We start from the raw sequence: 25,965 nt of genomic DNA on the forward strand, positions 1-25,965 counted from the left end.
TATGGCCCTTGGTACCGCTTCCACCTGGTCGGACCGTGCACACACGGTCCGGGACCTCATCGCGTCCGGGTGCTCGTACTCATTCGAGTTCTGGGCCCCCAAGACGGAGAAGGGCGAGCGCAACCTCTGGAACGCGCTGCGCCGGATCGAGGCGGTCTCCCCGAGCTTCGTCTCGGTGACCTACGGGGCCGGTGGCTCCACCCGCGGCGGCACCGTCCGCGCCACCCAGCAGATCGCCGCCGACACCACCCTGACCCCCGTCGCGCACCTCACCGCCGTCGACCACTCGGTCGCCGAGCTGCGCCACGTCATCGGGCAGTTCGCGGACGCCGGGATCCGCAACATGCTCGTCGTGCGCGGGGACCCGCCGGGCGACCCGATGGGCGAGTGGGTCCCGCACCCCGAGGGCGTGCACTACGCGGCCGACCTGGTCCGGCTGGTCAAGGAGTCGGGCGACTACTGCGTCGGCGTCGCCGCCTTCCCCGAGATGCACCCCCGCTCGTCCGACTGGGACACGGACATCCGTCACTTCGTGGACAAGTGCCGCGCGGGTGCCGACTACGCGATCACCCAGATGTTCTTCGATCCGGAGAATTATCTGCGCCTGCGCGACAGCGTCGCGAAGGCGGGCTGCGAGACCCCGATCATCCCCGAGGTCATGCCCGTTGTGGCCGTGAAGCAGCTCGAACGGCTGCCGCAACTCAGCAACGCGCTCTTCCCCGGGACTGTGAAAGAACGCATGCTCGCGGTCAAGGACGATCCCGCCGCTGTACGCTCCATTGGCATCGAGTTCGCCACGGAGTTCTGCGCGCGGCTGCTGTCCGAGGGTGTCCCCGGACTGCACTTCATCACGTTGAACAATTCCACGGCGTCCCTCGAAATCTACGAGAACCTGGGCCTGCACCAGCGGGCCTGACCGGCCATTCCCCGTTCCCGTGCGGGCGGCCGTACCGAGAGGGGCCACGCATGGGAATGACGGTCCTCTACATCGCGTTCGGTGTCGTCGCGTTGTGGTTGCTTGCCGAGGTCCTGATGCAGTACAAGGCCCGGCTCCGCTGGCGCCTGCTCGCCTTCACCGGGTTCCTCGGCGTCGTGGCGGGGGTGCTGCTGCCCTCGGTGTACGTGATCGGTGCGGGTGCCGTCGCCTTCGCCCTGGGCCAGACCCTGGTGACGCTGTCCTTCCGCAAGGGCTTCGTGGCCGGCTGGGCGCTGCGCCGGGGCGGGGAACCCGCACCGCAGGAACAGGGTCGCCGCCGCCGCTCCGGAAGCGGACCGCGCCCGGACGCCGGGCTGGAGGTGACGGCGCTGGAGTACGGATCCCAGGGCCCGGACTCCGCCCGCGAGGACCGTGACGGCCGGGAGGACCGCGACGTGGACTCCACGCAGGTCTTCACCCCGGAGCCGGTTCCCGAGGACACCGGCTCGTACGGCATACAGAGCTTCGCCCCCCGCCAGGGCGACGGGGCCGCGCCCTACGGCCGGCCCGAGCAGGACGCCCACCAGTACGCGGCGTACTACGACCAGCAGCAGGGCGGACCGGGCTACGGCTACCCGGGCGCGACCGGCGAACAGCAGGTCTACGCCGCCTACTCGGACCCGTACATCGGCACCGGCGGCGCGGTCGCCCCGCCCGGCTACGACTACCCGGGCTACGCCCCGTACGACCCGGCGCAGCAGCAGTACTCGACGGACACGCCGCCCGGCGGGGTCTGGGTCCCGCAACAGCGCGCCAACGACGCGCAGCCCCCGTATCCGGGCCAGGACGGCGGCCAGGACCAGCAGCAACCCCAGCAGGGCTACCCGTACCAGGGCCGGCAGGACAACCAGGGCAACCAGGGCAACGGCACCGGCGAGTACGAGCAGTACCGCTACTGACGGCCGCCCGGAGGGACAGGCTCCGGGGGTCACTGCGACCCCCGGAACCGGTCCCCCTCCACGATCAGGCCGGCCACCAGGGCCCCGGTCATCCCGGCGTGCGCGAGCCCGCCGCCCGGGTGGGCCCAGCCGCCCGCGAGGTAGAACCCGGGCAGGGCCGTCGTGTTCGCCGGGTAGAGCAGCCGGCCGCCCGCCCCCGCGAGGGCCGGCGGCGGAACGGCCCCGCCGAGGGCGCCGGTCGCCGCCTCCACATCGGCCGGGGTGCGCACCTCGTGCCACAGCAGCCGCTCCCGCAGCCCCGGCACGGCCCGTTCGGCCGCCGCCAGCAGCTCCTGCACCCCGGGGACGCCCTGCGGCGCCTGCGCGTCGCACACGGCGCTCACGGTGACGGCCTCGTGGTCCGCGTCGGGCCGGGTCGTCGGGTCGTCGGGGCGCAGGACGGTGACCGTCCCCGCACCCGACCCGTGCGCCGGGTCGCGGTGGACCAGCGTGCGGTGCACGGCGTCCGCCGGACGGGCCCCGCGCAGGGCGAGCAGCAGGGTGACCCGGCTGGGCACCCCGGCTCCCCGGGCCGGAACCGCGTCGGCAAGCGCGTCCCCCGCCCGGGCGGGGGAGCCGGCCGGTAGCTGCCGCGGGTCGATGCCGCAGACGACCAGGTCGGCTGCCTCCTCGGTGCCGTCGTCGAGCAGCAGCCCGGCGGCCCGGCCGTCCCGCGTCAGGACGTCCCGTACGCCGGAGCCGAAGACGAACTCCACCTTCCGCTCCAGGCAGCGCTCGTGGACGGCGGTCGCCAGGGCGCGCAGACCGCCCCGGACGTACCAGCTGCCGAAGGTCTGCTCCATGTACGGCAGGACGGCGGCGGAGGCGGGGGCGGTCCGGGGATCGATGCCGTACGTCTCGACCCGGGCGGTCAGCAGCTCGGCGAGCGGGCCGCCCAGCTCGCGCCCGGCCACCTCGGCCAGGGTCGGCGGGCGCCGCCGCAGCAGCCCGCTCCCGCGCAGCGCCGGGTACGGGTCGTGGCCCAGGGACCGCCGGTCGGAGCGCAGCGGCTCCTCCAGCAGGGGGCGGCGGGTGGCGTCCCAGGCGTCGCGGGCGCGGCCCAGCACGGCGTTCCAGCGCTCGCCCGCGCCCGGGCCGAAGGCCTCGTCCAACGCGGCGGCGACCCCGCCGCGCGAGTTGCCGGGGAGGGTGACGGCGGTGGCGCCGGGCCCTTCGCCCAGGACGTGCCGGACGGCCGGGTCCAGCTGGACCAGGTCGACGTGGTCCTCCAGGGGCCGCTTGCCGGTCTTGATGAACAGATCGCGGTAGACGGCGGGCAGGTGCAGCACCCCGGGGCCGGTGTCGAAGGCGAATCCGTCGTGCCTGTGGCGTCCGACGGAGCCCCCGTGGTCGGGTCCGCGTTCGTGGACCGTCACCCGGTGCCCCGCCACGGCCAGCCGGGCCGCCGTCGCCATCGCGCCCATCCCGGCGCCGATCACCGCAATTCGTGCCATGGGCTGAGCCTATCGAGGGAGGCCGGGGGGCCGGTCGGGTGGTGCCCCGGCGGCGGCCGCGCGGACTTCGGCGCCCAGCCGTTTCTCCTCGCGGCGCTGGGCGCGCCGGCGCAGGAAGCGCCGGATCCGCGTCCACAGGTAGAGCACCATCGCCAGGCCGGCGACCAGCAGGACGGCCGCGATGATCGCGGCGGCCCGGGGGTTGAACATGGCGAAGGTGACGATCGCGCCGACGCCGAGGTCCTCGGCCGTGCTCATCACGATGTTGCTGACGGGCTCGGGTGAGGTGTTGATGGCCATCCGGGTGCCGGCCTTGACGAAATGGCTGGCCAACGCGGTCGAGCCGCCGACCGCGCCGGCGGCGAGGTCCGACAGGGAGCCGCTCTGCCCCGCGAGCAGGGCGCCGACCACTGCCCCGGACAGCGGCCGGATCACGGTGTGGACCGAGTCCCAGAGCGAGTCCACGTAGGGGATCTTGTCCGCGACGGCCTCGCAGAGGAACAGGACGCCCGCCGCGATCAGGACGTCGGGCCGTTGGAGCGCGGCGGGGACGTCGTCGCTCAGTCCGGTCGCGCCGAAGATGCCGAGCAGGAGGATCACGGCGTACGCGTTGATCCCGCTGGCCCAGCCGCTGGTGAAGACCAGGGGGAGCACACTCACCCGGTCATCATGACGCAGGCGAACCGCTCCGGCAGGCGCAGGGCGCGACGGGCCTCATCCGAAACCGGACGGGCCTCATCCGAAACCGGACGGGCCTCATCCGAAACCGAACGGGGCCGCGCACGGGCCGGGCCGGGAGACGGCGGAGGGGACGGCCGCCTCGGGCAGCCGTCCCCTCCGTCATGAGTCTTCGTGGGGCTACTGCCCCTGTTCGTCACGGCGGCGCTGCCACCGTTCCTCGATCCGGGTCATCATCGACCGACGCTGTCGGCTGCGGCCGTGGGCCGAGCCTTCTGCACTTCCGGAGACGGGCTGCTCGCCGGGCTTGGGTGCCTTGCGCCAACCGGTGACCACGAGGACCGTACATCCCAGCATGACGAGGAAACCCACCACGCTGATCCAGAGCACGTTCGGCACGATCACACCGGTCATGAGGAGCGCGATACCCACCACAATGCCTGCGACTGCCTGGTAAACCCGTCGCCGGGTGTACGTGCGCAGTCCACTACCCTCAAGCGCTGTCGCGAACTTGGGGTCTTCGGCGTACAGCGCTCGCTCCATCTGCTCGAGCATTCGCTGCTCGTGCTCCGAGAGCGGCACGGGAGTCCTCCTCATCCGTCGGTCGCGGGGGTAGCGACCAGGGGTCCCCTTCAGGATAGGCGGGGAATCGCCCCCGTGACACCCGCCCTCTACGCCACATTCTGCGAATCCACCGTGCCGGTAAAGCACGGTGTCAAATCTGTGTGTCAAACCGTACCGCCGCCAGTGCGGTCACTGAGGCGCTTATTCCCCAATGAACAGTCCGCCATGCCGACCGGTGCTTCCGATCATACGGGGAGGAGCGCCGGATGGGAGGGTGTGCGGCCGAGGCCGTCCGCGCATGGCCGCAGATCAGGCGGGCTTCTCGCCCAGAACGTGCAGTTGCGTGGCGACGGCGTGGAAGGCGGGGAGCTCGGCCGCGGCCTCCTCCAGACGCAGCAGTGCCTCCACCGCGCCGGGTTCGGTGTCCACCAGGACGCCGGGGACCAGGTCGGCGAAGATCCGTACGCCGTGGACCGCGCCGACGGCGAGGCCGGCACCGCCGACCAGCTCGCCGAGCTGCTCGGCGGTGAAGCGGCGCGGCACCGGGTCGCCGGAGCCCCAGCGCCCCGCCGGGTCGGTGAGCGCGGTGCGGGCCTCGGTGAAGTGCCCCGCCAGTGCCCGGGCGAGCACGGCCCCGCCGACGCCGGAGCCGAGCACGCTGAGGACGCCACCGGGGCGCAGGGCCGCGACCGCGTTGGCCACGCCCTCGGCCGGGTCGTCCACGTACTCCAGCACCCCGTGGCAGAGCACGACGTCGTAGGCGTCGCGCTCGACCACGTCGAGCAGGCCCTGCGCGTCTCCCTGGACCCCGCGCACCAGATCGGCGACACCGGCCTCGGAGACCCGGCGCTCCAGCCCGAACAGCGCGTTCGGGCTGGGGTCCACCACGGTCACCCGGTGACCCAGGTGGGCCACCGGCACGGCGAACTTGCCGGTGCCGCCACCGGTGTCCAGTACGTCCAGCACGTCCCGCCCGGTCGCCTTCACCCGGCGGTCGAGGGCCTCCCTGAGGACCTCCCACACCACGGCGGTGCGGAGGGAGGCGCGGGGGCGGGAATTGTCCGACACGGCTGATGACTCCTCGGCGCGATGGGGTGGGGGAGCAGTGCGGTCCCCACCCTATGGCCTCGGGCAGCCGGGCAGGTCATCCCGCCTCCGGACGCTCCGGTCCCGGTGTCCTCGGCAGCGGCAGGGCCTGCGCCACGGGCTGCAGCGCGAGCATCCGCTCCACCAGTCGCAGGAACATGCCCACCTCCCGCACCAGGTCGTCCGCCTGACGGCCGGTCGCCGCGTCCGGTATCCCCGCCTCGGCCCGGGCCCGGCGTGCCGCACCGGAGGCGAACAGGGCGCTCCACTCCGTCAGCTCCGGCGCTATCTCCGGGAGCACCTCCCACGCACTGCGGATCCGGGGCCTGCGCCGCGGGTTGACCGGCTCCGGGCGCCCGCGCGCGGCGAGCACCGCCGCGGCGGTACGCAGCGCCGCGAGGTGTGCCGTGGCGTACCGCTCGTTGGACCGGGGCAGCAGGGCCGCCTCGGCCAGGCCGCTGCGGGCCTTGGCGAGCAGGTCCAGGGCGGCCGGTGGTGCGGCCGACCTGCGCGGGACGGGGTGGACAGGGGACGGGGACGGTGTGGCCATGACGAACCTCCTGTCGTTGCGTGGTGCTCGGCGGTGGTGCGGGCGCGCGTGCGGTGAGCACGTGCTCCTCCATCGTGACGGCCCCCACTGACAATCGTCCTGACCTGCTCTTATGCCCCCAAAGCCCCCCTCGTGCACGGCCCTTGGTCCTGAACCTGATAGTTTTTGAACTGACCGGTCAGTTCAAATGAAGGGGGACGGCGTGGACAGCCCGCACGGCGCGGCCGTCAAGGCCGAGGACTTCGGACTCAAGGGCCCGCGCGGCTGGGCCTTCCGGGGCGTGGGGATCGACGCGGCGCCCGGCTCGCTCATCGCACTCGAAGGACCGTCCGGCAGCGGCCGGACCTGCCTGCTCCTCGCCCTCACCGGACGGATGAAGGCGACCGAGGGGCACGCCGAGATCGGCCGCCACCGGCTGCCGAAGAAGATGGCCGCGGTCCGCCGGATCTGCGCCCTCGGTCCGGTCCCCGGGGTCAACGACCTCGATCAGGCGCTCACCGTCGCCGAGCAGCTGCGCGAGGGCGCCCTCCTCCAGCGGCACTACACCGGTCCCGTACGCGCCCTGCTGCGCCCGCGCGGCGAGCGGCGGGCCGGGACCGCGGCCAGGATCGAGGAGGCCCTGACCGCGGTCGGACTCGACCTGGAAACCCTGCCCAAGGGACCCCGCACCTCGGTGCGCGACCTGGAGCGGCTGGAGGCCGTACGACTGTCCGTGGCCATCGCCCTGCTGGGCGGTCCGCGCCTGCTCGCCCTCGACGACCTGGACCTCAAGCTCTCGGACGCCGAGCGCGGCGAGGTCTGGGCCCTGCTGCGGTCCATCGCCGCCCGCGGGACCACCGTCCTCGCCGTGTGCAGCGAGGCCCCGGAGGGCGTCACGGTGCTCCGCACGGCCCCGGCCGCGCCGGAGCCCGCGACGACCACGGCGAAGCGGTCCGGTTCCGCCGGGCCGGCCGGTTCCACGAAGCCCGGGGCGCCCGCGAAGTCGGCCGGGACCGGGGCCCCGAACCCCGCTCCCGCCGCCTCCCGGGGCGCCGGTCCGAAGATCACCTGGGGCCTCACCGACGGAACCGCGCCCGCACCGGCCGCGGCCGCCGCCGGGACGACGGCCCCGGGCAACGACACGGACGACGCCCCGGCGGGCACCCGCAGCGACGACGGGACCCCGACCCCGACCAAGGCCGGCGCGACCAAGGCCGGCGCGACCAAGGGCGGGGCGTCGAAGAAGGCCCGGCCCCCGGCCGAACCGCCCGCCGAACCCTCCGCCCCCGGGGCCGCACCGGACGCGCCCGCGGACACCGCCGCGGGGACGGAGACCGCCACGACCGCCGGGACCACCACCGCCGGGACCGACACCACCACCCACCACGACCCGAAGGGAGCGGCGGACGATGCGATCGCCGAAGCTGGCCGCGCTTGAGCTGAAGCGGTTCGGGCGGGGGAAGCTGCCCCGCGCCGCACTCGTCGCGCTGCTCCTGCTGCCGCTGCTGTACGGAGCCCTGTACCTGTGGTCCTTCTGGGACCCGTACAGCCGTCTCGACAAGGTTCCCGTCGCCCTCGTCAACGTCGACAAGGGCGCCACCGTGGACGGCAAGCGGATCGAGGCCGGTGACGAGATCACCAAGAAGCTGCACGACAGCAAGACCTTCGACTGGCGAGAGGTCGGCCCCGCCGAGGCGGCCAAGGGCCTGGAGGACGGGAAGTACTACCTGTCCCTGACGATGCCCGCCGACTTCAGCGCGAAGATCGCCTCCAGCTCGGGCGACGACCCGGCCACCGGCGCCCTCCAGGTCCGCACGAACGACGCGAACAACTACATCGTCGGCTCGATCTCCAAGACCGTCTTCTCCGAGGTCCGCTCCGCGGCGTCCACCAACGCCTCCCGCGGTTTCCTCGACAAGATCTTCGTCAACTTCTCCGACCTGCACGACAAGACGGCCGAGGCCGCCGACGGCGCCGACAAGCTGAAGGACGGCGCGGGCAAGGCCCAGAAGGGCGCCAAGGACCTCGCCGACGGCCTCGACACGGCCAAGGAGAAGACCGGTGAGCTGAACGGCGGGCTGAAGAAGCTCAACACCTCCGCCGGTCAACTGGAGACCGGTGCGAAGGACCTCGCCGCCGGCACCCAGATCCTCGCCGACAAGGTCAACGGCGCGGCCGCCAAGGCCAAGCCCTTCGTCAGCGACCCGAAGTCCCTGGCGGCCAACGCGGCGCTCGTCGCCGACTCCGCCAAGGTGGTCAGGGAGCACCTCGACACCTTCATGAAGGCGGCACCCGTCGCCGCCACCGTCACCAAGCGGGCCCAGACCGGCGCGGACAAGTACTACACCGACCACTGCGTCACGCCCGGGGCCGAGCCGCACCTGGCCTCCTGCCCCGACCTGAAGAAGATCAAGGACGACGTCTCCGAGGGCGCGGCGGCCGCCGCGGACGCCAACAAGGTCGCCCAGACCGCCGGCACCGACCTCGGCAAGCTCCGCGGTCAGCTGACCGACCTGGAGAACAAGGCGCGCGAGCTCGTCGACAAGGCGCCCTCCCTCGCCTCCGACCTGGACCAGGCCGTCACCAAGGTCAACGCCCTCAACAGCGGTGCCCAGAAGGTCTCCTCGGGCATGGGCCAGCTGCACACCGGCCTCGGCAGCGCCGCGAAGGGGTCCGGTGCCATCAACGAGGGCGTCGGAAAGCTCGGCGACGGCGCACGCACCCTCGACGGCGGCATGTACAAGCTGGTCGACGGCTCCGGCGAGCTCGCCGGCGGCCTGCACGACGGCGCCGGCCGGATCCCGGACTACGACCAGCAGGCGCGCGACGCCCGCACCCAGGTCATGTCCGACCCCATCCGGCTCGCCAACCAGTCCCTCCACAAGGCACCCAACTACGGCACCGGATTCGCCCCGTACTTCATCCCGCTGTCCCTCTGGGTCGGCGCGATGGTCGCCTACATGCTCATCGCCCCGATGAACAAGCGGGCCCTGTCCACCGGCGCCTCGCCCTGGCGGATCGCCCTCGCGGGCTGGCTGCCCGTGGTGGGGATCGGCGCCGCCCAGGTGGGCCTGCTGATGTCCGTGCTCCACTGGGCCCCGGGCCTCGGCCTGGAGATGGCCCGTCCGGCCCTGACCATCGCGTTCCTGCTGCTGGTCACCGGCTGTTTCGCGGCGATCGTCCAGTGGCTGAACGCCAAGTTCGGCGCCGCCGGACGCATCCTGGTGCTGGCCGTCCTGATGCTCCAGCTGACCTCGGCGGGCGGTACGTACCCCGTTCAGACCAGTCCGGGCTTCTTCAACGCGATCCACCCGTACCTGCCGATGTCGTACGTCGTCGAGAGCCTGCGCCGCCTGATCACCGGCGGCGACCTCACCCCGGTGTGGCAGGGCGGCGCGGTCCTGGTGGCCTTCACCGTCGGGGCCCTGGCCCTCACCGCGCTCGCCGCCCGCGGCAAGCAGGTGTGGACGATGGACCGGCTGCACCCGGAACTGAGCCTGTAAGGGGCTGTTGACCTGTGAGAATCAGCGCCATGGAAAGCAGCAGCACCGGTACGGGCACGGGCGGCGCCCGCCGCCGGGCCACCCGGCAGAAGCTCTACGAGGCCGCCGTCACCCTCATCGCCGAACAGGGGTTCTCCGCGACCACGGTCGACGAGATCGCGGAGCGGGCGGGGGTGGCCAAGGGCACCGTCTACTACAACTTCGCGAGCAAGACCGACCTCTTCGAGGAACTCCTGCGGCACGGGGTGGGGCTGCTCACGGCCTCGCTGCGGGCCGCGGCCGAGGAGACCGAGGCGCGCGGCGGCAGCCGCGTCGAGGCGCTGGACGGGATGATCCGCGCGGGCCTGGTCTTCATCGACCGCTACCCCGCCTTCACCCAGCTCTACGTCGCCGAACTGTGGCGGACCAACCGGGCCTGGCAGTCCACCCTGATGGTGGTCCGCCAGGAAGCCGTCGCGGTCGTCGAGACGGTACTGCGCGAGGGCGTCGAACGGGGCGAACTCAGCGCCGAGATCGACGTCCCGCTGACGGCGGCGGCGATGGTCGGAATGGTGCTGGTGGCCGCGCTGGACTGGCAGGCCTTCCAGAGCGAACGCTCCCTGGACGACGTCCACTCGGCGCTCTCGCTGCTCCTGCGGGGTCGGGTCAGCGGCAGCCGCTGACCCGACCCGGAACCCCCGGTCGGCGGTGCCCACCGGGGCCCGCGCGACGTAGAACTGAGTACCCGTACCCAGGTGCCGGGATGAGTACCCGTACGGATGGCTCCCACCTGCGAGCACAGCAGACTGGGGTGACGGACAGGGCTTCGGCCCGCACCGCGGACACGGGGCCGCGGAGCGGGCCGGACCCCTGGCCGGCAGGGATCGGGGGACCCTGGAAAGGGAAACGCCGGTGCGTCGGGGCTCGGGGGGAACGAGCCCGGACACACCGGCGTTTTCCGTGCGTACGCACCTCCGGGCGCTGCCCGACCGGCGGTCGGCCCGCCCTCAGCCCCGGCCGCGCAGCGGGATCCGGATGCGACCGAACACGGCCGTCACCCGCTCCACGAGCGCGGTCCGGCGGGCCGCCACCGCCCAGGCCACCCGGGCCGCCGACCGCGGCAGCAGCAGCGCCCGCAGCCGTCCGGCCCGTCCGACGCCCGCCAGCAGCCCGGCCCGTGCCAGCAGCACGTCGTCGGCCAGGTCGGGGTGGGACGGGTCGGCGCCGGGCGGCGCGTACAGCGTCCGTTCGACGGCGTCCGCCACCCGGTGCACGGCAGCCGCCGGGTCCGCCTCCAACTTGCCCAGCGTCACGACGCGGGCCGCGGCCCGACGCGGCGACAACGCCTCGTCCGGCGGGACGTTCACGTCCCAGGCGGCGTCACCCAGCTCCCGCCAGGCGTCCAGCACCTCCCGCGAACCCAGCCTGCGCGCCCGTACCCGGCTGCGCCACAGGACCGGCAGCAGCGGCAGCGCCAGGACGGCCAGGGCCGCGCCCGCCCAACCGAGGACCACCCCGACCGTCGGACCACCGGAACCCGAAGCGGTGTTCTGGTTCAGCGCCGGACCACCGCACTCGCCCAGCTTCTTCAGCTCCGGCGGGCACTCGTCGGCCTTCGACGGCGCCGCCGAGGGCTGGGGAACGGCCTGCGACGGCAGGGCGGCCGGTGCCGACGGCTGGACGGTCGGCGCGTCCGCGCGGCTGTAGTCCGGAATCGAGATGCCCGCACGGGGGGTCGGCTCGAAGCGCGTCCAGCCGACGCCCTCGAAGTACAGCTCCGGCCAGGCGTGCGCGTCCCGCATCGACACGTTGACGCTGCCGTCGGCCTGCTTCTCGCCCGGGGTGAAGCCGACCGCGACCCGCGCGGGGATCCCCAGGCTGCGCGACATCGCGGCCATCGAGAACGCGAAGTGGACGCAGAAGCCCTCCTTGTCGTTCAGGAACCGCGCGATGGCCTGCGAACCCGTGCCCGAGGACACCTTCGTGTCGTAGCGGAAGCCGCCGTTCACCGCGAAGAAGTCCTGGAGCCTGACGGCCCGCGTGTAGTCGTCCTTCGCCCCGGCGGTGACCCGCCGGGCCGTCTCCGCCACCACCGGCGGCAGGTTGTCCGGCAGTTTGGTGTATTCGGCCTGCACGAAGGGGTTCGGGCCGGGCGCGGACTGCAACTGCGCCGCCGTGGGCCGCAGGAACAGGCTCCGCACGGTGTACTGGGCGCCCTGCACGTTCTGGAAGCGGTCCTTGCCCAGCTGGTCACCGACCAGGGTCCGCCCGGCCGGTTCGAAGCGCCACTTGCCGCCGATGTCCACCTGGGTCGCCGGGTAGGGCATCGGCAGGTAGCGCTGGGCGTAGGTGTCCGCCGCCGAGACGGTCGTGCGCACCTCCACGGCGCCCTCGCGGATCCGCTCGCTCAGCCCCGTGGGGGTCGGCAACCGTTCGGGGACGTCCGTCAGCGGGCGCCCGGAGGCCTCCCACTTGACCCCGTTGAACTCGTCCAGCGCCAGGATCCGCAGGTACTGCTCGCCCAGTTGGGGGCTGTCGGTGCGGTACCGCAGGACGACCCGGTTGTCCTGCGCGTTCAGGCTGCTCTGGAGCGACACCAGCGGGTTCACCGCCGAGATCGTCCCGCCGGTGCCGCCGCCCGATCCGTCGTCCCCGCCGGGCGGACCCAGTACGCCGCTGCCCAGTGAGGGCAGCAGGGCGGGCGCGACCAGCGCCAGTCCCAGCGCGGCCACGCCGATGCGACGGCCGGTGCGCACGGGGGCGACCGCCTTGCTGCTCGACCCGCCCCCGTAGCCGGAAGCGGCCGAGACCCGCCCGCCGGGGGCCGCGCCGAAGACGCGGCCCCACTGGGCGAGCCGGTCGCGGCCCTCGGAGAGCAGCAGCATCAGGTAGCCGCCGCCCGCCAGCACGAACGCGAACCAGGCGCCGCCCTGACCGGCGGACAGCCCCGCGGCCACCGAGTACAGCGCCAGCAGCGGCAGTCCGGCCGCGGCGGCGGTGCGCACCGTCACCGCGAGCACGTCGACCAACAGGCCGATCAGCAGGACGCCGGACAGCAACAGCAGCCGGATGCCGTCGGTCGTGGGGGCCGGTATCGCGAACTCGGCGACGTCCCGGGTGCCCTGCTGGAACAGGGCGCCGAAGTCGGTGACCAGGAAGGCCAGCGGCCCGGACCCGGTGGACTCCGCCTTCCCCGCGAACAGGAACGCCAGCAGCAGCAGGGACACCAGCAGCTGGGCCGCCACGGTCAGTGACCGGGCCAGCGGCACCCGCCGGGCCCCGGCACCGACGGCCGCCTGCACGCCCAGCAGCGCGGCCGCCTGGAGCAGCCACCCGGACGATTCCACCAGCGGGGCCAGTGACCAGGAGGTCAGCAGCGTCGCCAGCATTCCGAAGAGCGTCACGCGCGCCCGCCCGCTCATCCCCGGCCTCCGGAGGTCGTCGTGCCGAGCGGAACGTTCCCGGCCTGCCGCCACAGTTCCCCGAACGGGGCGCCGGGCGGAACGGACAGCGCCGTCCACCCCGCGTCCCGCAGCCTGCGCAGCCGCTCCTCCACCCGTGAGGGCTCGCCCGCCCAGGTCGCGGAGTCCAGTACGAACGCCACGGCGCCTCCGCTGCGTTGCCGCATCCGCGCCGCCGTTTCCGCCTGGGCCTCGTCCAGGTCGCCGAAGAACGCGATGAGCAGGCCGTCCCCGCCCGCGCCGCCCTGCGCGGCGAACCCCGCGCCGCCGCGCAGCGCGTCGTGGGCGGCGGCGAGCCCGGACCCGTCGGAGTGCCCGACCACCGCCAGGGTGTCCATCATCAGCCCGGCCGCCTCGGCGGACTCCTGCCCGCCCGAGGAGAAGCCGCCGCCCTCGCCGCCCGCGGAATCACCGGTGTCGGTCAGCAGCCGTACCGAGAAGCCCTGTTCGAGCACGTGCAGCAGGGTCGAGGCGGCCGCGGAGACGGCCCACTCGAAGGCGGAGTCCGGGCCGGCGCCCTCGTACGCGAGGTGTCGGGTGTCCAGGAGGACGGTGGCCTTGCTGCGCTGCGGCTGTTCCTCGCGGCGCACCATCAGCTCGCCGTAGCGGGCGGTGGAGCGCCAGTGGACCCGGCGCAGGTCGTCGCCGCGCCGGTAGGTGCGCGGGATCACGTCGTCGTCCCCGGACAGGGCCAGCGAGCGGCGGGAGCCGTCGCCGTAGCCGTTCGCCTCGCCGGTCATGCGGACCGGGGGGAGGGGTTCGGTGCGGGGGATGACGGTGAGGGTGTCGTAGGCACTGAAGGAGCGGGTCAGCTCGACCAGCCCGAAGGGGTCGGTCAGGCGCAGTTGGAGCGGGCCCAGGGGGTAGCGGCCTCGCAGGTCGGAGCGCACCCGGTAGGAGACCTCGCGCCGGCCGCCCGCCTCGACCCGGTCCAGGACGAACCGGGGCCGGGGGCCCAGGACGTACGGCACCCGGTCCTGGAGCATGAGCAGCCCGGTCGGGACGCGGGAGACGTTCTCCATCCGCAGTTGGACCCGGGCCTCGCCCCCGGCGGGCACCCGCGAGGGGGTCAGCCGACGGCTGCCGGAGACCCGGTGACGGGTGCGGTGCAGGGCGAGCACGCAGATCAGCGGCAGGACGACCAGCAGCAGTCCGACGCGCAGCAGCTGGCTCTGCCCCAGGACGTACGCGCACGCCGCCGCGGCGGTCCCGGCGGCCAGGAACGACCGGCCCCGGGTGGTCAGGCCGGCCAGCGAGGCCCGTAGTCCACCCGCCTCCCGCGGCAGCCCGCCGGCGCCGCGCGGGGCACCGGCGCCCATCAGAAGCCCCGGATTCCGGCGCCGGGCGGCATCTCCCCGCGGGCGTGCGCGGCGGGGACGGGGGTGCGCTGGAGGATGTCGTGGACGACCTGCTCGGCGGTGCGCCGGTTCAGCTGGGCCTGCGCCGTGGGCAGCAGCCGGTGTGCGAGGACGGGCGCGGCCAGCGCCTGCACGTCGTCGGGCAGGACGTAGTCCCGGCCGGCCAGGGCGGCGGAGGCCTTCACGGCGCGCAGCAGGTGCAGGGTGGCGCGGGGCGACGCGCCCAGGCGCAGGTCCGGGTGGCTGCGGGTCGCGGAGACCAGGTCGACCACGTAGCGGCGGACCGGGGCGGCGACGTACACCTCGCGGACGGCCTCGATCAGCTTGACGATGTCGTGGGCGTGCGCGACGGCCGTCAGGTCGTCGAGCGGGGAGACCCCGCCGTGCACGTCGAGCATCTGGAGCTCGGCCTCGGGGCTGGGGTAGCCGACGGAGACGCGGGCCATGAAGCGGTCGCGCTGCGCCTCGGGGAGCGGGTAGGTGCCCTCCATCTCCACCGGGTTCTGCGTGGCGACCACCATGAAGGGGCTGGGCAGGGCGTACGTGGTGCCGTCGATGGTGACCTGGCGTTCCTCCATCGACTCCAGCAGCGCGGACTGGGTCTTGGGGGAGGCGCGGTTGATCTCGTCACCGATGACGATCTGCGCGAAGATCGCGCCCGGCTTGAACTCGAACTCGCGGCGCTGCTGGTCGTAGATGCTGACGCCGGTGATGTCGGAGGGCAGCAGGTCCGGGGTGAACTGGATCCGCTGCACCGAACAGTCGATGGACTTGGCGAGCGTCTTGGCCAGCATGGTCTTGCCGACGCCGGGAACGTCCTCGATCAGCAGGTGTCCCTCGGCGAGCAGCACCGTCAGCGCGAGGCGCACGACCTCGGGCTTGCCCTCGATCACGCCCTCGACCGAGTGGCGGACCCGCTCTGCCGTGCTGGTCAGATCCGCGAGGCTGGCTCGGTCGTCGTACGTGGTCACCTGGTTCTCCTCGGCCCTTTTCCAGGGCCGACGCCGCTGGCGCGTGTACCGGCCCACCCCTGAACGCGGACACCGGCCCCGCAGTTTTCCGGGGGGCGTCACACCGCATTCTTGACGCCGTTACGGCCTTGTGTCACTCAAGAGGCGGGATCGATCTCCCGGAGCAGCCCGGTGTGCACGTCGAACACGAAGCCTCGCACATCGTCGCGGAAGAGCAGGAAGGGGTTCGTGCGGACCCGCTGCATGGACTGGCGGACGTCTTGTTCGACGTCCCGGAAGGCCTCCACGGCCCAGGCGGGCCGCTGGCCGACCTCGTCCTCCAGCTCGTGCCGGAAGTCCTCGGTCAGGCTTTCGAGACCGCAGCCCGTGTGGTGGATGAGTATCACCGAGCGGGTGCCGAGCGCCCGCTGGCTGATGGTGAGGGAGCGGATGGTGTCGTCCGTGACCACCCCGCCCGCGTTCCGGACGGTGTGGCAGTCACCGAGCTCCAGGCCCAGGGCGGCGTGCAGGTCGAGACGGGCGTCCATGCAGGCCACGACGGCCACCTGGAGGACGGGACGGGCGTCCATGCCCGGATCGGTGAACGCCGACGCGTACTTCCGGTTCGCCTCCACCAGACGATCGGTGACGGAACCGGCCTCGGAGGAGCGGGGCGCGGAGTCGGCCGGCGGGGATGCGGAAGTCGTCATGGCCAAGACGTTAGTGGTCCCGGCTCGGCGCGGCATGGAGCGAAGGTGGACGAAGAAGGTCAACGGGGCTTGTTGTGAGCTAACCCACAGGGGTGGGGCGGAGGCCGCCGTACGGGTGATTCGCGGCTTTTGCGGATTCACCGGGAGAGGGGCGCACCGGGCGCGGGGCGGTTCGTTGACCGTGGCGACCGTTGCACTAAAGTGACGCGAACCGGCCGGAGCCCGGCCCTCACCGGCCGCCCGGCCCCCTGGTAAAACTCCGCGTGCGCGGCGCGGCGTACGCCTGCCGCGCCGTTATCTGAGAGGGCGCTTTGACTAGCGAGTCCCGACATGTCCCGGTGATGCTCCAGCGGTGCCTGGACCTGTTGGCCCCGGCGCTGGAGAGGCCGGGGGCCGTCGTCGTCGACTGCACCCTCGGCCTCGGCGGCCACAGCGAGGCCCTGCTGACCCGGTTCCCCGAGGCCCACCTGATCGGCCTCGACCGCGACAAGGAGGCCCTGCGGCTCTCCGGCGAGCGCCTCGCGCCGTTCGGCGACCGGGTCACCCTCGTCCACGCGATCTACGCCGACCTGGCCGAGGTGCTGGACGGCCTGCGGATCCCCACCGTCCAGGGCATCCTCTTCGACCTGGGCGTTTCCTCCATGCAGCTCGACGAGGCCGACCGCGGCTTCGCGTACGCGCAGGACGCCCCGCTCGACATGCGCATGGACCAGAGCACGGGCATCAGCGCCGCCGAGGTCCTGAACACCTACGCCCCGGGCGAGCTCGTGCGGATCCTGCGCCAGTACGGCGAGGAGAAGCAGGCCAAGCGGATCGTGTCGGCGGTCGTCCGCGAGCGGGACAAGGAGCCCTTCACCAACAGCGCCCGACTCGTCGAGCTGATCCGCGACTCGCTCCCGCAGGCGGCCAAGCGCACCGGCGGCAACCCCGCCAAGCGGACCTTCCAGGCCCTGCGCATCGAGGTCAACGGCGAGCTCTCCGGACTGGAGCGGGCGATCCCGGCGGCCGTGGACCGGATCGCGGTCGGCGGTCGGATCGCGGTGCTCTCGTACCACTCCCTGGAGGACCGGCTCGTCAAGCAGGTCTTCGCGGCGGGCGCGGCCTCCACCGCCCCGCCCGGCCTCCCGGTGGTGCCGGAGAAGTACCAGCCGAAGCTGAAGTTGTTGACGCGCGGCGCCGAGCTGCCGACCGAGGAGGAGATCGCCGAGAACCGGCGGGCCGCCCCGGCCCGGTGCCGCGGCGTCGAGCGCATCCGCGAGGCGCGGCTGTGACCCCGGCGGGCCGCTCCGGGGGCGGCAGGGCCGGCAAGGTGGCCACGCTGACCCGGGGGCAGGCGGCCCGCATCGGCCGGGCGCTCGGCAGCGGCCCGGCCGCGCGGCCCGGCGGCGCCGCACCGGGGCAGGCCGCCCGGATGCCCTTCGTCCTGCTGGTCGTGGCCCTCCTCGGCGGCGGGCTGATCAGCCTGCTGCTGCTGAACTCCGCGCTCAACGAGGGCTCCTTCCAGCTCAGCAAGCTGAAGAAGGAGACCACCGCGCTGACCGACGAGGAGCAGGCCCTCCAGCGCGACGTCGACGGCTACTCGGCCCCCGACGCCCTCCAACGCCGGGCCCACGAGCTGGGCCTGGTGCCCGGCGGCAGCCCGGTCTTCATCGGCGCCGACGGCAAGGTCGCGGGCGCCGTCTCGACGGCCGAGGCCCCGCCGCCGCCCTCCCCGCCGCCCACCGCCCAGCCCTCCCAGGGCCAGGGCGCGACCCCCTCCGCCGCGCCCTCCGGAGCCCCCGCGCCCGCGGGCCGGACCCCGGCGCCCTCGGGCGCCCCCGGCTCCCCGAACCCGACGGCCCCCGACCCGGCCGCGCAGGACCCCGCCGCGCAGGGCCCCTCCTCCGGGCCCGGCGGCACGCCCCAGCCCCCGCAGCAGCAGCCCACCCCGAACCCAGGCAGGTGACGTCGTGACCCCGCTGACAGGCGGTTCCGCCGTACCCGGGCGAGCCCCCGCGGGGCCCCGCCCGGCCCCGCCCTTCCCCCGCGCCCACGGTCCCGCCCGGACCCCCGGGCACGGTGGCGGCACCCGTACCGCGGAGGTGGGCGCGTGAGCCCCAAGGAGCCGCCCCGGCGGCGGGTGCCCGGCCCGGCCCGGCCGCGGCCCGGCGACCGGGCCCGCGCGAACGCCCGTCCGGCCTCGCGCCCCACCACCCGACGCCCCGCGGCCGCGGCACGCGCCCCGCACCTCATCCGGCTGGGCAGCCCCCGGCCCCGGCTCCGGCTGGTCGGCGTGGGACTGACCCTGGTGATGCTCGCCTTCGTCGTCCGGCTCCTCCAGGTACAGGCCGTCGACGCCTCCTCGTACTCCGCGAAGGCCAGCGAGAACCGGTTCGCGAGCCACACGCTGGCCGCCGAGCGCGGCGAGATCACCGACCGCAAGGGCGTGGCCCTGGCGACGAGCGTGGACGCCTACGACATCACCGCGGACCCGAAGATGTTCACCGCGCAGGAGAGCAAGGCCCCGGACGCCCCCGAGCAGGCCGCCGCGCTCCTCGCGCCCATCCTCGGCAAGGACGCCAAGGAACTCACCGCGCGCCTGAAGACCAAGAACACCCGCTACGTCGTCCTGGCCCGCCGGCAGACCCCCCAGGTCTGGAACCAGATCAAGGACCTCAAGCGGCTCTTCGCCGACAAGGCCGCCGCGGACAAGAAGAGCAACGGCCCCGGCGCCAACGTCATCGCCGGCGTGTTCAACGAGAACAGCAGCAAGCGCGTGTACCCGAACGGTGCCCTCGCCGCCGGGATACTGGGTTACGTCAACGCCGAGGGCAAGGGCGGCGGCGGACTGGAGTCCTCCCTCGACAAGAAGCTGGCCGGCAAGGACGGCGAGCTCACCTACGCCCAGTCCGGCGGCCGGCGCGTCCCCACCGCGGGATCCAGCGAGAAGCCCGCCGTACCCGGCGACGACATCGAGCTGACCATCGACCGCGACATCCAGTGGGCCGCGCAGAGCGCCATCACCGAACAGGTCGAGAAGTCCGCCGCCGACCGCGGCTACGTCATCGTCCAGGACACCCGCACCGGCGAGGTGCTGGCCATGGCCAACTCGCCCGGCTTCGACCCCAACGACCTGACCCGGGCCAGCTCCGCCGCCATGGGCAACGCCGCCCTCCAGGACGTGTACGAGCCCGGCTCCACGGCCAAGGTCATCTCGATGGCGGCGGTCCTGGAGGAGAAGAAGGCCACCCCCGCGACGCACGTCGAGGTCCCCAACCGACTGCACCGCGGCGACCGGCTGTTCAAGGACGACATCGACCACCCCACCTGGTACCTGACCCTCAACGGGGTCCTCGCCAAGTCCTCGAACATCGGCACCATCCTCGCCACCGGCCAACTCGGCGCCACCCAGCCCGAGGCCAACAAGGTGCTGCACTCCTACCTGACCAAGTTCGGCATCGGAGCGCCCACCGGCCTGGGTTACCCCGGCGAATCGCGCGGCATCCTCGCCGAGCCCGGAGCCTGGTCCACCTCCCAGCAGTACACGATCCCCTTCGGCCAGGGCCTGTCCGTGAACGCGATGCAGGCGGCCTCCGTCTACTCGACCATCGCCAACGACGGCGTCCGGATCACCCCGACCCTGGTCCGCGGCACCAGGGGCCCCGACGGCCGCTTCACCCCGGCCCCGGCGCCCGAACGCAGCCAGGTGGTCAGCAAGGAGACCGCCAAGACGCTCTCCGAGATGCTCGAATCCGTGGTCGACGACCAGGAGGGCACCGGCACCAAGGCGCGGATCCCCGGCTACCGGGTCGGCGGCAAGACCGGCACCTCCAACCGGGTGGATCCGGCCACCGGCCGCTACAAGGGCTACACCGCCTCCTTCGCCGGGTTCGCCCCCGCCGACAACCCGCGGATCACCGTCTACTGCGCCATCCAGAACCCCACGAAGGGCAGCTACTTCGGCGGTCAGATCTGCGGCCCGATCTACAAGACGGTCATGGAGTTCGCCCTCAAGACCCTCCAGGTGGCCCCCTCCGGCACCGCTCCCGCCGGACTCCCGGTGACCTTCGAGGGAGGCCCGCCGCCCGCCGCCCCGAACACGACGCAGCCCAGCCCGCAGCCCGGACAGTGATCCGCCGGCCCAGCCAGAAATGCGTGAGGCACCATCAGTGACAACGATCACCCCGAATGCCGGGAACCAGTCGCCCGAGGACGCCCCGGCCGGGGCCTCGCTTCGCGGCCGGGCCGCAGCGCCCGGTACGCTCACCGCCGTGCCCCACGCTGATCAGCCCAGAAACGCCCAGAAAGACGCCCCGGCAGCGCCGCCGGGAGCGCCCCGGCCCGTGTCCACCAGCCCGACCCCCCTGGGCGAGCTGGCCACGCTGCTGGGACTGCCTGAGCCAGGCGCCGCTCGGATCACCGGCATCACCCACGACTCCCGTGCGGTGCGCCCCGGCGACCTGTACGCGGCCCTGGCGGGTGCCCGTCTGCACGGCGCGGACTTCGCCGCCCAGGCCGCCGCCCTCGGCGCCGCGGCCGTCCTCACCGACCCCGCGGGAGCCGAACGCGCCGCCGCGACCGGCCTGCCGGTCCTGACCGTGGAGGATCCGCGCGGTCGGATGGGCGAGCTCGCCGCCGCGATCTACGGACGTCCCGGCGAAGGCCTGCTCCAACTCGGCATCACCGGTACCTCCGGCAAGACCACCACCGCGTACCTCGTCGAAGGCGGGCTGCGCGCGGCGGGACGTACGACCGGGCTCATCGGCACCGTCGAGATGCGCGTCGGCGACGAACGCATCAAGTCCGAACGCACCACCCCCGAGGCCACCGACCTCCAGGCCCTGTTCGCCGTCATGCGCGAACGGGGCGTCGAGGCCGTGGCGATGGAGGTGTCCAGCCACGCGCTGGTGCTCGGCCGGGTCGACGGCTGCGTCTTCGACGTCGCCGTCTTCAACAACCTGAGCCCGGAACACATGGAGTTCCACACCGACATGGAGGACTACTTCCAGGCCAAGGCCCAGCTCTTCACCGAGCGCCGGGCCCGCCTCGGAGTGGTCAACGTCGACGACGAGTACGGCCGCCGCCTCGCCAAGGAGGCGCCGATCCCGGTCGTCACCTTCTCCGCGACGGGCGACCCCGCCGCCGATTGGCGCGCCGAGGACGTGGTCAGCGGCCACATGGACTCCACCCTGACCCTGGTCGGCCCCGCCGGTCAGCGGGTACGGGCCACCGCGCCGCTGCCGGGCCCCTTCAACGTCGCCAACACCGTCGCCGCGATCGTCACCCTCGCCGCTGCCGGCCTCGACCCGCAGACCGCCGCCGACGGCGTCGCCGCGGTCCCCGGGGTCCCGGGTCGGCTGGAGCGGGTCGACGCGGGCCAGGAGTACCTGGCCGTCGTCGACTACGCCCACAAGACCGACGCCGTCGAGTCCGTCCTGCGGGCCCTGCGCGAAGTCACCACCGGCCGGCTGCACATCGTGCTCGGCTGCGGCGGCGACCGCGACACCACCAAGCGCGCCCCCATGGGCGCCGCGGCCGCCCGGTACGCCGACGTGGCCGTCCTGACCTCCGACAACCCGCGCTCCGAGGACCCCCTCGCGATCCTCGCCGCCATGCTCGGCGGCGCGGTGTCCGTGCCGCCCGAGGAGCGGGGCACCGTCCTCGTCGACGCCGACCGGGCGGCGGCCATCGCCGCGGCCGTCGCCCGCGCCGAACCCGGCGACACCGTCCTCGTCGCCGGCAAGGGGCACGAGCAGGGCCAGGACACCGCGGGCGTCGTACGCCCATTCGACGACCGCGCCGTGCTCCGCGCGGCCATCGAGAACCAGCAGCTCAGCGTCCGACAGGCCGAGGTGGACCAGTGATCGCCCTATCCCTCGCCGAGATCGCCGACATCACCGGCGGGCGGCCCCACGACATACCGGACCCCTCGGTGCGGATCGGCGGCCCCGTCGTCATCGACTCCCGACAGGTCGAGCCCGGCAGCCTCTTCGCCGCCTTCGAGGGCGAGCAAGTCGACGGCCACGACTACGCCGAGCGCGCGGTCGCGGCCGGCGCCGCGGCCGTCCTCGCGGCCCGGCCCGTCGGTGTCCCGGCGATCGTCGTCGACGACGTGGAGAAGGCCCTCGGAGCCCTCGCCCGCGCCGTCGTCGGCCGTCTCGGCACCGACGTGGTGGCCCTGACCGGCTCCGCCGGCAAGACCTCCACCAAGGACCTCATCGCCCAGGTGCTCCAGCACCACGCGCCCACGGTGTGGACACCGGGCTCCCTCAACAACGAGATCGGCCTTCCGCTCACGGCGCTGAAGGCCACCGCGGAAACCCGCCACCTGGTCCTGGAGATGGGCGCGCGGGGCATCGGCCACATCGCGTACCTCACCGGTCTGACCCCGCCGCGCATCGGCCTCGTCCTGAACGTCGGCACCGCCCACATCGGGGAGTTCGGTGGCCGCGAGGCCATCGCCCAGGCCAAGGGAGAGCTGGTCGAGGCCCTGCCGGCCGCGCAGGACGGCGGAGTTGCCGTCCTGAACGCCGACGACCTCCTCGTCCGTGCCATGCAGAGCCGCACGAAGGCCCGTACGGTCCTCTTCGGGGAGGCCGAGGACGCCGACGTACGGGCCACCGAGGTCCGGATGACGCCGGGGGGACAGCCCTCGTTCACACTCCACACCCCGACCGGGTGCAGCGATGTGACCTTGCGGCTGTACGGTGAGCACCACGTGTCGAACGCGCTCGCCGCGGCCGCCGTCGCCCATGTACTGGGCATGTCCGTCGAGGAGATCGCCACCGCGCTCTCCGGAGCGGGCACGTTGTCCCGGTGGCGGATGGAGGTCACCGAGCGTGCGGACGGAGTGACGATCGTCAACGACGCCTACAACGCGAACCCCGAATCCATGCGGGCCGCCCTGCGCGCACTCGCCGCGATGGGCGGCGGCGCCCGGGCCAACGGGGGACGTACGTGGGCAGTGCTCGGCCCCATGGCCGAGCTCGGTGACGCGGCGTTGGCCGAGCACGACGCGGTAGGACGGCTTGCCGTCCGGCTCAACGTGAGCAAGCTCGTAGCAGTCGGGGGCAGGGAAGCGTCCTGGCTGCAACTGGGCGCATATAACGAGGGTTCGTGGGGTGAGGAGTCGGTGCTCGTGTCCGACGCGCAGGCGGCGGTCGACCTGTTGCGCAGTGAATTGCGCCCGGGGGACGTCGTGCTGGTGAAGGCTTCCAGGTCGGTCGGCCTGGAGCGGGTCGCGCTGGCGTTGCTGGAGCGCGAGGGCGAGGTCGCCGGCCGATGAGGCAGATCCTTTTCGCCGGAGTCATCGGCCTTTTCCTCACCCTCGTGGGAACCCCGCTGCTGATCAAGCTGCTGGCCCGCAAGGGCTACGGCCAGTTCATCCGCGACGACGGCCCGCGCGGGCACGCCGGGAAGAAGGGCACGCCCACCATGGGCGGCATCTCCTTCATCCTGGCGACGCTCATCGCGTACGCCCTGACCAAGGTGATCACCGGAAGCGAGCCGTCCTTCTCGGGCCTGCTCGTCCTGTTCCTGATGGCGGGAATGGGCCTGGTCGGTTACCTGGACGACTACATCAAGATCGTCAAGCGGCGCTCGCTGGGCCTCCGGGCCAAGGCGAAGATGTCCGGACAGCTGATCGTCGGCATCGCCTTCGCGGTGCTCGCGCTCCAGTTCAAGGACTCCCGCGGACTCGCCCCGGCCTCCATGAAGCTGTCGTTCGTCACGGACTTCGGCTGGTCGATCGGGCCGGTGCTGTTCGTGGTCTGGGCGCTGTTCATGATCCTGGCCATGTCCAACGGCGTGAACCTCACCGACGGTCTGGACGGCCTCGCCACCGGCGCCGCCGTGATGGTCTTCGGCGCCTACACCTTCATCGGTGTCTGGCAGTTCCAGGAGTCCTGCGCCAACGCGCAGACCCTGACCAACCCGAACGCCTGTTTCGAGGTCCGTGACCCGCTCGACCTGGCCGTCGTGGCGTCCGCCCTGATGGGCGCCTGCTTCGGCTTCCTGTGGTGGAACACCTCGCCCGCCAAGATCTTCATGGGCGACACCGGTTCCCTCGCGCTCGGCGGCGCTCTCGCGGGCCTCGCCATCTGCTCCCGCACCGAGTTCCTGATGGCGCTCCTCGGCGGCCTCTTCGTGCTCATCACGATGTCGGTCGTCATCCAGGTCGGCTCCTTCAAGATGACCGGCAAGCGGGTCTTCCGGATGGCGCCACTCCAGCACCACTTCGAACTCAAGGGCTGGTCCGAAGTCCTTGTCGTGGTCCGCTTCTGGATCATCCAGGGCATGTGCGTCATCGTGGGTCTCGGTCTCTTCTACGCGGGATGGGCAGCCGACAAGTGACCTCCTGGCACGGCAAGAACATCACCGTCGCCGGCCTCGGCGTGAGCGGCATCAGTGCCGCCCGCGCCCTGGCCGGCCTCGGCGCATCGGTGACCGTCGTCGACGGCGGCGACAGCGAGGGCCACCGCGCCCGTGCGGCGGAGCTGGAGGCCGCGGGGATCTCCGTGCGCCTCGGCGACGCGGAGCGCCTGCCCGCCGGCACCGACCTCGTCGTCACCTCGCCCGGCTGGAAGCCCGACAGCCCGCTCTTCGCGGCCGCCGCCGAGGCCGGGGTCGACGTCGTCGGGGACGTGGAGATCGCCTGGCAGTTGCGCGGCGAGAACGCCGCGCCCTGGCTCGCCATCACCGGCACCAACGGCAAGACCACCACCACCCAGATGCTGGCGTCGATCCTGCGCGCCGCCGGTCTGCGGACCGCGGCCGTCGGCAACATCGGCACCCCGATCATCGACGTGGTGACCGGCGACGAGACCTACGACGTCCTCGCCGTCGAGCTCTCCAGCTACCAACTGCACTGGGCGCCCTCCGTGCGCGCCCACTCCGCGGCCGTCCTCAACCTGGCCCCCGACCACCTCGACTGGCACGGCTCCATGGAGGCGTACGCAGCCGACAAGGGCCGCGTCTACGAGGGCAACACCGTCGCCTGCGTCTACAACGTCGCCGACAAGGCCACCGAGGACCTCGTCGTCGAGGCCGACGTCGAAGAGGGCTGCCGGGCCATCGGCTTCACCCTCGGCGCCCCCGGCCCCTCCATGCTCGGCGTCGTCGACGGCATCCTCGTCGACCGCGCCTTCGTCGAGAACCGGCAGAAGAACGCCCAGGAACTCGCACAGGTCGAGGACGTCAACCCGCCGGCCCCGCACAACATCGCCAACGCGCTCGCCGCCGCGGCCCTGGCCCGCGCCTTCGGCGTCGAGCCGCGTGCGGTGCGCGACGGACTGCGCGACTTCCGGCCCGACGCCCACCGCGTCTCCCACGTCGCCGAGGTCGCCGAGGTGACGTACGTCGACGACTCCAAGGCCACCAACACCCACGCGGCGGAGGCCTCCCTGGCCGCCTTCGAACCCGTCGTGTGGATCGCCGGCGGCCTCGCCAAGGGCGCCACCTTCGACGAGCTCGTCCAGAAGTCCGCGAAGCGGCTGCGCGCGGTGGTGCTCATCGGCGCCGACCGGGCGCTCATCGCCGACGCTCTGGCGCGACACGCCCCCGAGGTCCCGGTCACCGACCTCGACCGGACCGACACTGGGGCGATGCTCGCGGCGGTCAGGGAAGCCGCCCGGCTCGCCCGACCCGGCGACACGGTCCTGCTGGCGCCGGCCTGCGCCTCCATGGACATGTTCGCGAACTACAACAAGCGTGGGGACGCGTTCGCCGACGCGGTGCGCGAACTGGCCGCCGAGAGCGCCTAGGTCGATCCAGGGCAGGTTCCCTCCCCGACCCGGCTGCTC

At 73.1% G+C, this 25,965-nt stretch carries 20 protein-coding genes and 1 pseudogene; 12 read left to right on the top strand and 9 right to left on the bottom strand.

Going from position 1 to position 25,965, the window contains the following annotated elements:
- Nucleotide 1: 1 nt before the first annotated feature.
- Together metF and ACZ58N_RS11230 are read left to right on the top strand one after the other, a co-directional pair.
- Nucleotides 2-916 (top strand): methylenetetrahydrofolate reductase [NAD(P)H], encoded by a 915-nt coding sequence (gene metF / locus ACZ58N_RS11225; protein ID WP_471157831.1) that lies wholly within the window; start codon nucleotides 2-4, stop codon nucleotides 914-916.
- 50 nt (nucleotides 917-966) lie between these two features.
- Nucleotides 967-1,875, top strand: a complete 909-nt coding sequence (locus ACZ58N_RS11230; RefSeq protein WP_471157833.1) for a hypothetical protein — start codon at nucleotides 967-969, stop codon at nucleotides 1,873-1,875.
- Nucleotides 1,876-1,904: 29 nt separating this feature from the next.
- Here ACZ58N_RS11230 and ACZ58N_RS11235 read toward each other — a convergent pair whose 3' ends face one another.
- The 5 genes from ACZ58N_RS11235 to ACZ58N_RS11255 form a co-directional block, all read right to left on the bottom strand.
- Complete coding sequence (locus ACZ58N_RS11235; protein WP_471157835.1) at nucleotides 1,905-3,368, bottom strand: phytoene desaturase family protein; 1,464 nt, start codon at nucleotides 3,366-3,368, stop codon at nucleotides 1,905-1,907.
- A 9-nt stretch (nucleotides 3,369-3,377) separates the two neighbouring features.
- Nucleotides 3,378-4,028 carry a DUF4126 domain-containing protein gene (locus ACZ58N_RS11240; RefSeq protein ID WP_471157837.1) on the bottom strand — a complete coding sequence of 217 codons (651 nt, stop codon included), beginning with the start codon at nucleotides 4,026-4,028 and terminating at the stop codon, nucleotides 3,378-3,380.
- A gap of 198 nt (nucleotides 4,029-4,226) precedes the next feature.
- Nucleotides 4,227-4,628, bottom strand: a complete 402-nt coding sequence (locus ACZ58N_RS11245; RefSeq protein WP_389708881.1) for a DUF3040 domain-containing protein — start codon at nucleotides 4,626-4,628, stop codon at nucleotides 4,227-4,229.
- Nucleotides 4,629-4,919: 291 nt separating this feature from the next.
- Nucleotides 4,920-5,678: a class I SAM-dependent methyltransferase gene (locus tag ACZ58N_RS11250; protein ID WP_471157839.1), complete on the bottom strand. Its 759-nt coding sequence runs from the start codon at nucleotides 5,676-5,678 to the stop codon at nucleotides 4,920-4,922.
- A 76-nt stretch (nucleotides 5,679-5,754) separates the two neighbouring features.
- Nucleotides 5,755-6,246, bottom strand: a complete 492-nt coding sequence (locus ACZ58N_RS11255; RefSeq protein WP_471157841.1) for an SAV_6107 family HEPN domain-containing protein — start codon at nucleotides 6,244-6,246, stop codon at nucleotides 5,755-5,757.
- A gap of 202 nt (nucleotides 6,247-6,448) precedes the next feature.
- Between ACZ58N_RS11255 and ACZ58N_RS11260 the strand changes: the two are divergent.
- The 3 genes and pseudogenes from ACZ58N_RS11260 to ACZ58N_RS11270 all read left to right on the top strand — a co-directional run.
- Nucleotides 6,449-7,154: pseudogene (locus ACZ58N_RS11260) on the top strand (ATP-binding cassette domain-containing protein); the annotation flags it as partial.
- 480 nt (nucleotides 7,155-7,634) lie between these two features.
- Complete coding sequence (locus ACZ58N_RS11265; RefSeq protein WP_471157843.1) at nucleotides 7,635-9,728, top strand: YhgE/Pip family protein; 2,094 nt, start codon at nucleotides 7,635-7,637, stop codon at nucleotides 9,726-9,728.
- A 29-nt stretch (nucleotides 9,729-9,757) separates the two neighbouring features.
- Nucleotides 9,758-10,390, top strand: a complete 633-nt coding sequence (locus ACZ58N_RS11270) for a TetR/AcrR family transcriptional regulator (RefSeq protein ID WP_362879694.1) — start codon at nucleotides 9,758-9,760, stop codon at nucleotides 10,388-10,390.
- A gap of 324 nt (nucleotides 10,391-10,714) precedes the next feature.
- Here ACZ58N_RS11270 and ACZ58N_RS11275 read toward each other — a convergent pair whose 3' ends face one another.
- From ACZ58N_RS11275 to ACZ58N_RS11290, 4 genes are all read right to left on the bottom strand, one after another.
- Nucleotides 10,715-13,129, bottom strand: coding sequence for a transglutaminase TgpA family protein (locus ACZ58N_RS11275; protein ID WP_471157844.1), 2,415 nt, complete (start codon nucleotides 13,127-13,129; stop codon nucleotides 10,715-10,717).
- Nucleotides 13,126-14,487 carry a DUF58 domain-containing protein gene (locus tag ACZ58N_RS11280; protein WP_471157845.1) on the bottom strand — a complete coding sequence of 454 codons (1,362 nt, stop codon included), beginning with the start codon at nucleotides 14,485-14,487 and terminating at the stop codon, nucleotides 13,126-13,128. The genes ACZ58N_RS11275 and ACZ58N_RS11280 overlap by 4 nt, the downstream gene beginning before the upstream one ends.
- On the bottom strand, nucleotides 14,487-15,497 hold the full coding sequence (locus ACZ58N_RS11285) for an AAA family ATPase (protein ID WP_471157847.1): 1,011 nt from the start codon (nucleotides 15,495-15,497) through the stop codon (nucleotides 14,487-14,489). Before ACZ58N_RS11285 ends, ACZ58N_RS11280 begins: the two co-directional genes overlap by 1 nt.
- A 137-nt stretch (nucleotides 15,498-15,634) precedes the next feature.
- Nucleotides 15,635-16,222 (bottom strand): beta-class carbonic anhydrase, encoded by a 588-nt coding sequence (locus tag ACZ58N_RS11290; protein ID WP_471157849.1) that lies wholly within the window; start codon nucleotides 16,220-16,222, stop codon nucleotides 15,635-15,637.
- A gap of 275 nt (nucleotides 16,223-16,497) precedes the next feature.
- Here ACZ58N_RS11290 and rsmH point away from each other — a divergent pair, with 275 nt between their 5' ends.
- The 7 genes from rsmH to murD all read left to right on the top strand — a co-directional run bounded on the left by rsmH (nucleotide 16,498) and on the right by murD (nucleotide 25,926).
- On the top strand, nucleotides 16,498-17,457 hold the full coding sequence (gene rsmH, locus ACZ58N_RS11295) for a 16S rRNA (cytosine(1402)-N(4))-methyltransferase RsmH (RefSeq protein WP_281204660.1): 960 nt from the start codon (nucleotides 16,498-16,500) through the stop codon (nucleotides 17,455-17,457).
- A complete protein-coding gene (ftsL, locus tag ACZ58N_RS11300; protein ID WP_471157851.1) occupies nucleotides 17,454-18,131 on the top strand; it encodes a cell division protein FtsL in 678 nt (225 codons plus the stop codon). Before rsmH ends, ftsL begins: the two co-directional genes overlap by 4 nt.
- Before the next feature lie 144 nt (nucleotides 18,132-18,275).
- Nucleotides 18,276-20,297, top strand: a complete 2,022-nt coding sequence (locus ACZ58N_RS11305) for a peptidoglycan D,D-transpeptidase FtsI family protein (RefSeq protein WP_471157852.1) — start codon at nucleotides 18,276-18,278, stop codon at nucleotides 20,295-20,297.
- 37 nt (nucleotides 20,298-20,334) lie between these two features.
- Nucleotides 20,335-22,029 (top strand): UDP-N-acetylmuramoyl-L-alanyl-D-glutamate--2,6-diaminopimelate ligase, encoded by a 1,695-nt coding sequence (locus tag ACZ58N_RS11310; RefSeq protein ID WP_471157854.1) that lies wholly within the window; start codon nucleotides 20,335-20,337, stop codon nucleotides 22,027-22,029.
- Nucleotides 22,026-23,450: a UDP-N-acetylmuramoyl-tripeptide--D-alanyl-D-alanine ligase gene (locus ACZ58N_RS11315; protein WP_389708864.1), complete on the top strand. Its 1,425-nt coding sequence runs from the start codon at nucleotides 22,026-22,028 to the stop codon at nucleotides 23,448-23,450. Before ACZ58N_RS11310 ends, ACZ58N_RS11315 begins: the two co-directional genes overlap by 4 nt.
- On the top strand, nucleotides 23,447-24,517 hold the full coding sequence (gene mraY / locus ACZ58N_RS11320; protein WP_471157856.1) for a phospho-N-acetylmuramoyl-pentapeptide-transferase: 1,071 nt from the start codon (nucleotides 23,447-23,449) through the stop codon (nucleotides 24,515-24,517). The genes ACZ58N_RS11315 and mraY overlap by 4 nt, the downstream gene beginning before the upstream one ends.
- Entirely contained in the window at nucleotides 24,499-25,926 is a 1,428-nt protein-coding gene (gene murD / locus ACZ58N_RS11325) for a UDP-N-acetylmuramoyl-L-alanine--D-glutamate ligase (RefSeq protein ID WP_471157857.1), read from the top strand. Before mraY ends, murD begins: the two co-directional genes overlap by 19 nt.
- Nucleotides 25,927-25,965: the final 39 nt, after the last annotated feature.

The sequence above is a fragment of the Streptomyces sp. NPDC040432 genome (assembly GCF_055595445.1).

Excerpts from the sequence above, each read along its gene's own strand:
- metF (WP_471157831.1), top strand. The coding sequence starts at position 2 with ATGGCCCTTGGTACCGCTTCCACCTGGTCGGACCGTGCACACACGGTC.
- ACZ58N_RS11230 (WP_471157833.1), top strand. The coding sequence starts at position 967 with ATGGGAATGACGGTCCTCTACATCGCGTTCGGTGTCGTCGCGTTGTGG.
- ACZ58N_RS11235 (WP_471157835.1), bottom strand. The coding sequence starts at position 3,368 with ATGGCACGAATTGCGGTGATCGGCGCCGGGATGGGCGCGATGGCGACG.
- ACZ58N_RS11255 (WP_471157841.1), bottom strand. The coding sequence starts at position 6,246 with ATGGCCACACCGTCCCCGTCCCCTGTCCACCCCGTCCCGCGCAGGTCG.
- ACZ58N_RS11265 (WP_471157843.1), top strand. The coding sequence starts at position 7,635 with ATGCGATCGCCGAAGCTGGCCGCGCTTGAGCTGAAGCGGTTCGGGCGG.
- ACZ58N_RS11270 (WP_362879694.1), top strand. The coding sequence starts at position 9,758 with ATGGAAAGCAGCAGCACCGGTACGGGCACGGGCGGCGCCCGCCGCCGG.
- ACZ58N_RS11275 (WP_471157844.1), bottom strand. The coding sequence starts at position 13,129 with ATGAGCGGGCGGGCGCGCGTGACGCTCTTCGGAATGCTGGCGACGCTG.
- ACZ58N_RS11280 (WP_471157845.1), bottom strand. The coding sequence starts at position 14,487 with ATGGGCGCCGGTGCCCCGCGCGGCGCCGGCGGGCTGCCGCGGGAGGCG.
- ACZ58N_RS11290 (WP_471157849.1), bottom strand. The coding sequence starts at position 16,222 with ATGCCGCGCCGAGCCGGGACCACTAACGTCTTGGCCATGACGACTTCC.
- mraY (WP_471157856.1), top strand. The coding sequence starts at position 23,447 with ATGAGGCAGATCCTTTTCGCCGGAGTCATCGGCCTTTTCCTCACCCTC.
- murD (WP_471157857.1), top strand. The coding sequence starts at position 24,499 with ATGGGCAGCCGACAAGTGACCTCCTGGCACGGCAAGAACATCACCGTC.